The sequence below is a fragment of the Haloparvum sedimenti genome, from assembly GCF_001462205.1.
In the GTDB taxonomy this organism is placed as follows: domain Archaea; phylum Halobacteriota; class Halobacteria; order Halobacteriales; family Haloferacaceae; genus Haloparvum; species Haloparvum sedimenti.
This window is the reverse complement of record NZ_LKIR01000124.1, coordinates 1-7036: the sequence shown is the minus strand read 5'-3', so window position 1 is coordinate 7036 and position 7036 is coordinate 1. Positions and strand designations below refer to the sequence as shown.

The window sequence follows — 7036 nt, the reverse complement described above, 5'->3', positions numbered from 1 at the left end:
CCTTCGACTTGAGGCCGCCGGACGCGTTGACCGGGAGGTCACCGTCGAGTTCCGTCGTGCCGTCCTCGAGGAGACGGTACGCCTCGCCGGGGTCACAGAAGCCGAGGTCCTCGTACGCGAGCAATTCGGCGATCGCGAAGCAGTCGTGGACCTCCGCGAAGTCGACGTCAGACGGGTCGATGCCGGCCCGGTCGTAGGCCGTCTCCCCGGCCCGGCGGGAGGAGGCGATCGTCGTGTACTCCTCGCGCTGGAAGAGCCCGACCCGCTCGCTGCTCGCGCCGACGCCCGCGACGCGGACGGGGTCGTCGGTGTACTCGTCGACGACATCCTCGCTCGCGACGAGCACGGCCGCCGCGCCGTCGGAAGTCGGACAGCAGTGGTAGAGGTTCAGCGGATGCGCCACGTCGGGCGCGCCCATCGCGTCCTCGAGCGAGCACTCGAACCCGAGGTGGGCGTTGGGGTTCTTCGCGCCGTTGGCGTGGTTCTTGACCGCGACCATCGAGAGGTGCTCACGCGTCGCGTCGTCGTACCGGTCCAGGTAGGCGCTCGCCATCTGCGCGTACACGCCGGCGAACGTCGTGCCGGTGAGCCGCTCCCACTCCGTCTCGCCGGAGACGCCGAGCCAGTACTTGGTCACGTCCCCGCTCATGTCGGTCATCACCTCGACACCGCCCGCGAGGGCGACGTCCGCCATCCCGCTTTTCACCGCCTGGACGGCCTGCCGGACCGAGTAGCCCGACGCGGCGCAGGCGTTCTCGATCCGCGAGCTCGGGATCCCGTGGAGTCCGAGGTGTTCCGTCGCGGCCGGCCCGGAGAGACCGAGCTGGCGGCCGCCGACGCCGAGCGAGCCGACGACCGCCTCGTCGATGTCGGCCTCGTCGATCCCGTCGGGGACGCTCTCGACCGCGCGGTCGAACGCCTCGCCGAACAGCGACCGATAGCTCCTGTCTGGCATCGCGCCGAACGGCGTCTGCCCGGCGCCGATGATGTAAGCGTCTCGCATACGACGACACACATCGGAGGACGGAAAATAGCTTTCCGTTGCCGTTTCGGTCCGGACGCCGGAACGAACCCCGCGCGCCGGCCGCTCGTCGCCCCCACCGAAGCGCCGCGGTCCCGGAGGCAGCGCGGCGACCGGAAGTATCCCAACAATTATTAACCACACTAGCCCAATCAGTGCGTATCCATGGCATACCAGCCAGTAGAAACGGCGGACAGAGCGGAGATCCGCGAACTGCAGGACGAGCGGCTCCGCGAGACCGTCGAGAACGCCTACGAGAACGTTCCGTTCTATCGCGAGAAGTTCGACGAGCTGGGGATCACCCCGGACGACATCGACGGCGTGGCGGACATCGAGAAGCTCCCGATGACCACGAAGGAGGACTTCCGCGACGAGTACCCTGACGGCCTCTTCGCGGTCGACCGCGACGAGGTGACGCGGATCCACGCCTCCTCCGGGACGACAGGCAAGCCGAAGATCGTCGGCTACACCGACGACGACCTCGACGTGTGGAGCGACGTCGTCGCTCGCTCGCTGAAGGCCTCCGGGGTCGACGCTGGCGACACCGTCCAGAACGCCTACGGCTACGGCCTGTTCACCGGCGGTCTGGGACTGCACTACGGCGTCGAGAGGCTCGGCGCGACCGTCGTGCCGATCGGGAGCGGCGGCACGCAGCGACAGGTCGAGCTGATGAACGACCTCGAGAGCGACGCGTTCTCGTGTACGCCGTCGTACGCGCTCTACCTCGCGGAGACGGCCGAGGAGATGGGGTACGACCCCAAGGATCTGCCGATCTCGACGATCATCTTCGGCGCGGAGCCGTGCACCGACCCGATGCGCGAGGAGATCGAGGAGCGGCTCGACGTGAACGGCATCGACATCTACGGGCTGTCGGAGATCATCGGTCCGGGCGTCTCGAACGAGTGTCACGAGGCGCAGGACGGTCTCCACCTCTGGGAGGACCACTTCTACCCGGAGGTCATCGACCCCGAGACGGGCGAACACGTCGAGGAGGGCGAGGAGGGAGAACTCGTCCTGACGACGCTGAGCAAGGAGGCGCTGCCGGTGTTCCGGTACCGCACGGGCGACCTCACGAGCCTGAACTACGAGGAGTGCGAGTGCGGGCGCACGATGGTCAAGATGGACAACGTCACCGGGCGGACCGACAACCTCCTGATCGTCAGGGGGATCAACTTCTACCCCAGCGAAGTCGAGGACGTGGTGCTCGACGTCGACGGCGTCGCGCCGCACTACCGGATCGACCTCCGCGAGGAGAACAACCTCGACGTGATGGAGCTCACGATCGAGAAGAAGCCGGAGTTCGACGGGGACGAGTCGGAGCTGTACAGCACCGTCATGACCCGGCTGTCCAACGTCCTCTCGTTCACGCCGGACGAGTTGACCCTCGTCGATTCGGGCGGCATCGAGCGGACCGAGGTCGGCAAGGTGCAGCGCGTCTTCGACGACCGCTAACCACCGGCCCTCGGAACCGGGGCATCACCGCGGTCCACGAACAGGTCGAGAGACCGGTCCTGCGTCGACGGCCCTCCGTCGACCGCCCTCCGTCGACCGTCCTCCATCGACCATCCTCCGTTCAGTGATCGCGGCGGTGCCGAGGCGGTCGGCGCGCGCGACTCCGACGCGCGCGAGGGAGGCGGGGGCGCGGCCGCCTGCTGTGCGGTTTCGCGGCCGCGCCGCCGCCGAGGCTGGGGAGGCACGAGGCTGCCGTGCGGTTGCGGCGCGGGGCGGTGGGTGGGACTGAAAGGGGCAGCCGGCTCGGTCCCGCCCGGACGACGCTCTCGCGAGCCTGCCGAGCGAGAGTCAGCAAGTCGCAGCCCGGCAGCCCGCTACCGCAGGCAGCCCGGACCGCCTGCCGGAACCCGGCGCGGTCGAGCCGGCTGGGGCTTTCTAGACGGTGCTGTCCAGATCAGTAGGAGCTACGACAGAAACGTAGTAGCGAGAGCCGGCCGGGACTTTCTAGACGGTCTGTCCCCAGCAGCACCGACAGCAGCTACAAAAACGCCGTACTGAGAGTCGTCTGCGACGCCGGAACTGGGAGCACCCACACGTTCGGATCCCCCTCGTCCCTGCCCACCACAAAAATCCCGAGAACGGGCATCGGCCACTATCGGCGACTCGCTAGCAGCGCCCCCGAACCGGGTTATCAGGGACGGTACACGCGGCCGCGGAACGTCGCGACCCGGTCGCCGGACGCGGTCGTCACCTCGACCTCGTACTCCCCGGTCCCGTCGGTGAGGTGGGTTTCCTCCGCCGTCGCGACGATGGTCTCGCCGACGCCGACCGCGTCGAGGTAGGAGATGTTCGACTCGAGGCCGACCGCCGCGTCGCCGTGGGAGTTCGACGCCGCGGCGAACACCGCGTCGGCCAGCGAGTAGATCGCGCCGCCGTGGAGCGTCCCGTGGAAGTTCAGCAGCTCTTCGGTGACCGTCAGCTCCGCCTCGGCCGCGCCGACGTCGACGTCGACGAACTCGATCTCGAGGAGCTCACAGAAGGGATCCGACCGGATCCGCTCCCGAAGCTCCGTTGGAACGTCACTCATCCGGTCGGGACGTCGGCGACGCGGGATAAATACGTACCGCCGCCGGAAGCACGTGCGGTGCGGGCCACGACGGCCGGTCGGCGACCGGCGCCCGAGCTAAACTTATTTAACCCGGCCGGATGAGTTCTAGGCGATGCCATACAGCTACGAGCCGCACTACTTCGAGGACTTCGAGCCGGGGAAGGAGTTCGTGAGCGTCGGCCGCACCGTCACGGAGGCGGACTTCGTGGTGCACTCCGCGCTCAGCGGCGACTGGACGGAGCTGCACACGAACCGCGAGTACGCGTCGGAACAGGAGTTCGGCGAGCGGATCGCGCACGGCCCGATGACGTTCGTCCACGCGACCGGGTTCGTCTACCGGACCGGGATCCTCGAGCGGACGGCCATCGCGTTCCTCGGGATGAACTACATGGACCTCCCCAACCCGGTCCACATCGGCGACACGATCCAGCTCGAGATGACCGTCGACAGCCGGAAGGAGCTCAGTCGGGACGACGCCGGGCTCGTGGTCTTGGACACCCACATGGAGAACCAGGACGGGACCACGGTCTTCGAGGGCGACATGAAGTTCATGATCAAGCGGGCGGAGAGCAACGATTAAGGGAGACCGCGAGGGACTTTTTGACACGATGGAGTACTCCGGTCCGACAGACCTGTTTATCGACGGCGAGTGGCGGTCGTCCGCGGACGGCGCGACGATCACGACCGAAGACCCGGCGACTGAAGCGCCGTACGCGACGGTACAGAAGGCCGGCGCGGCGGACGTCGACGACGCGGTCGCGGCCGCGGCCGCGGCCGTCGAGCGCGGGTCCGAGTGGCGCGAACTGGACCTCGGCGCCCGGCGCACGGCGCTGCACGAGATGGCCGACGCCATCGAGGAGATGAAAGACGAGATCGCGCTGGTCGAGTCCCACGACAACGGCAAGACGCCGTTCGAGGCGGGCCTCGAGATCGACATGGTGATCGACACCTTCCGGCACTACGCGGGTGCGGTGGACAAGGTCCGGGGCGACCAGATCCCCGTCTCCGGCGGCCGGCTGGACTACACCCGACGCGAGCCGGTGGGCGTGACCGCCCACATCGCTCCCTGGAACTACCCGTTCCAGTTGGCCGGTCGCGGGGTCGCGCCCGCCCTCGCGACGGGGAACTCGGTCGTGTTGAAGCCGTCCAGCACGACGCCGCTCTCGGCGCTCTACTACGCGAAGGCCGCCGAGGAGGCGGGGCTCCCCGACGGCGTGGTGAACGTCGTTCCCGGGTCCGGCTCCGAGGCCGGGAGCGCGCTCGCCGGACACGAGGGCGTCGACCACGTCACCTTCACCGGGAGCACCGGGGTCGGAAAGACGATCCAGCGCGACGCCGCGGACGCCGTCGCCGACGTGACGCTCGAGCTCGGCGGGAAGGGACCGGCGGTCGTCTTCCCGGACGCCGACCTCGAGGCGGCCGCGCGCGGCGTCCAGTACGGGATCTTCATGAACGCCGGCCAGATGTGCTGGGCGAACTCGCGGCTCGTCGTCCACGAGGACGTTCACGACGAGCTGGTCGACCGACTCGTCGACATCGCGGAGAGTATTCCGCTCGGCGGCGGCATCGACGACGACGGCCAGATGGGACCCGTGGTGAGCGAGTCCCACCAGCAGGACGTCCTCGAGTACATCGAAACGGGGCGTGAGGAGGGGGCGACCGTCGCCGCGGGCGGCGGCGTCCCGGACGACCCGGAGACGGGCCACTTCGTCGAGCCGACCGTCCTCACCGACGTCGACAACGACATGACCGTCGCCCGCGAGGAGATCTTCGGCCCGGTGCTGTCGGTCATCGAGGTGAGCGACGAGGACGAGGCGCTCGCGGTCGCGAACGACTCCCCGTTCGGGCTGACCGCCTGCGTGTGGACGAGCGACCTCTCCCGCGCGCACCGGCTCGCGGACGCGCTCGAGTACGGCATGGTGATGGTCAACGAGACGCCGAACACGTGGCCGCAGGTCCCGTTCGGCGGCACGAAGGACAGCGGGCACGGCGCGGCGCAGGGCGAGGAGGCGCTCAGGGCCTACACCGAAGTGAAGAACGTCCACATCAACTTCGACTGAGGATCGGTCACGCGCGTTCGGCCGGGGACCGTCGCGCGCACTTTCGACCGAGGCCGTCCCGCCAAACCGCGAGCATCGATCCTACAAAGATTTATTATCCCTTGGTTGAGATCCATTATCAGATCATTCACCATGATGAATAACGAAGGTTCCCCCGCGGGGGAGCGTAGCGCGTACGATCGGCGAACGTTCCTGTCGGTCGCAGGCACGGCCGCGTCGCTGGGCCTCGCCGGCTGTACCGGCGGATCGAGCGGCGGCGACAACACCGCGACGATCGGCATCCTGAACCCGATGTCGGGCGCGTACAGCACGCTCGGGCCGTCACAGCGTGCGGGTGCGGAGTACGCGGTCCAGCAAATCAACGAGAGCGACGAGTACAGCTTCGAGATCGACCCCGTCTACTACGACACGGAGACGAACGCGAGCGCCGCCTCGCAGGCGGCACAGCAGGCGATTCAGGAGGACGGGGCCGACTACCTCGTCGGCGCGATCTCGAGTTCGGCGGCGCTCGGGCTCAACGAACTGGCCGCCTCCGAGGAGACCGTCTACTTCGCCGGCGGGGCCGCGGTGCCGATCACGGGCGAGCAGTGTAACCAGTGGGTGTTCCGCTTCGAGACGAACACGGCCCAGGTCGCGGAGGCGGTCTCCGGGTACACGGTCGAGGAGATCGGGTCGAACGTCTGGTTCCACTACGCGGACTACGCCTACGGCACCTCCGTCTACAACCGGACCAGCATGCGCATGGAAGAGGCGAGCGACGAGTTCACCGAGGTCGGCGAGTCGTCCTCGAGTCTCGGGTCGTCGAACTACGAGTCCTACATCACGCAGATCGGGAACTCGGACGCCGACGTGGCCGTGCTCGGGATGACCGGCGGCGACCTGGTCACCTTCGTCAACCAGGCCGCGGACCGCGGACTGACCGAGGACGTTGCGCTCGTCGCCCCGACGATGGCGTACAAGAGCACCCGCGCCGGGACCGGCGCCAACAGCGTCGGCACGTACGGCGGGGTCCGCTACAATCCCTCCATCGACATCGGCGACAATCAGGCGTTCGTCGACGGGTTCCAGTCGGAGTACGACGAGGTGCCGGGCAACTACGAGCGGACGGGGTACGACTCCGTCCGGCTCATCGCGAAGGGCATGGAGCAGGCGGGGAGCACGGATCCGGCCGACGCCCGCGACGCCCTCGAGGGCGGGAGCTTCACCACCGTCCTCGGCGACATCACGCTGCGCGAGTCCGACCACCAGGCCACCAACCCGACGTGGATCGCCGAGTTGACCGAGGGAGACGGCGAGATGGCCAACGTCGATATCCTCTCGAAGACCGAGGGGGAGGACGCGCTCCGCCCGGCGAGCGAGTTCGGCTGCGAGATGAACTAAGACTGACAGATGTCC

The 7036-nt window shown here is 68.1% G+C and carries 5 protein-coding genes and 1 pseudogene; 4 read left to right on the top strand and 2 right to left on the bottom strand.

The window, feature by feature from the left end:
* Positions 1 to 955, bottom strand: a pseudogene (locus tag AN233_RS16445) (thiolase C-terminal domain-containing protein); the annotation flags it as partial.
* 231 nt (positions 956 to 1186) lie between these two features.
* On the opposite strand from AN233_RS16445, the gene paaK reads away from it, so the two are divergent.
* On the top strand, positions 1187 to 2473 hold the full coding sequence (gene paaK, locus AN233_RS09310) for a phenylacetate--CoA ligase PaaK (protein WP_058366517.1): 1287 nt from the start codon (positions 1187 to 1189) through the stop codon (positions 2471 to 2473).
* A gap of 691 nt (positions 2474 to 3164) precedes the next feature.
* On the opposite strand, the gene AN233_RS09305 is transcribed toward paaK, so the two are convergent.
* Positions 3165 to 3560, bottom strand: coding sequence for a PaaI family thioesterase (locus AN233_RS09305; protein WP_058366516.1), 396 nt, complete (start codon positions 3558 to 3560; stop codon positions 3165 to 3167).
* Positions 3561 to 3693: 133 nt separating this feature from the next.
* On the opposite strand from AN233_RS09305, the gene AN233_RS09300 reads away from it, so the two are divergent.
* The 3 genes from AN233_RS09300 (at position 3694) to AN233_RS09290 (ending at position 7021) form a co-directional block, all read left to right on the top strand.
* Positions 3694 to 4161, top strand: a complete 468-nt coding sequence (locus tag AN233_RS09300) for a MaoC family dehydratase (RefSeq protein ID WP_058366515.1) — start codon at positions 3694 to 3696, stop codon at positions 4159 to 4161.
* A 28-nt stretch (positions 4162 to 4189) separates the two neighbouring features.
* On the top strand, positions 4190 to 5641 hold the full coding sequence (locus AN233_RS09295) for an aldehyde dehydrogenase family protein (protein ID WP_058366514.1): 1452 nt from the start codon (positions 4190 to 4192) through the stop codon (positions 5639 to 5641).
* Between the two features lie 135 nt (positions 5642 to 5776).
* A complete protein-coding gene (locus AN233_RS09290; RefSeq protein ID WP_058366533.1) occupies positions 5777 to 7021 on the top strand; it encodes an ABC transporter substrate-binding protein in 1245 nt (414 codons plus the stop codon).
* Positions 7022 to 7036: the final 15 nt, after the last annotated feature.